Below are 225 nucleotides of genomic sequence, written 5' to 3'. Positions count from 1 at the left end.
CACAGCATCAATTGTTTTATCGCCTGAGATTTGTACCTTTTCGGGAACAACGATATCGATATCCTCTGTTTTAATCGGCATGTTGCTTTGGCATAATGTTTTTGGCAAAATAAAAATAGTGCAAACGGAACTTAATTATTCTAGCGGTTAACTGGAATTTTCTTAGCACCCCAACCAGTACTCACCCCTTTTACGACGAAAAACTTACCAGTGCGATAATCGACA

This window comes from Candidatus Aquicultor secundus (assembly GCF_002791875.1).
Classification (GTDB): domain Bacteria; phylum Actinomycetota; class Aquicultoria; order Aquicultorales; family Aquicultoraceae; genus Aquicultor_A; species Aquicultor_A secundus.
Note: the sequence above shows the minus strand (reverse complement) of the source record.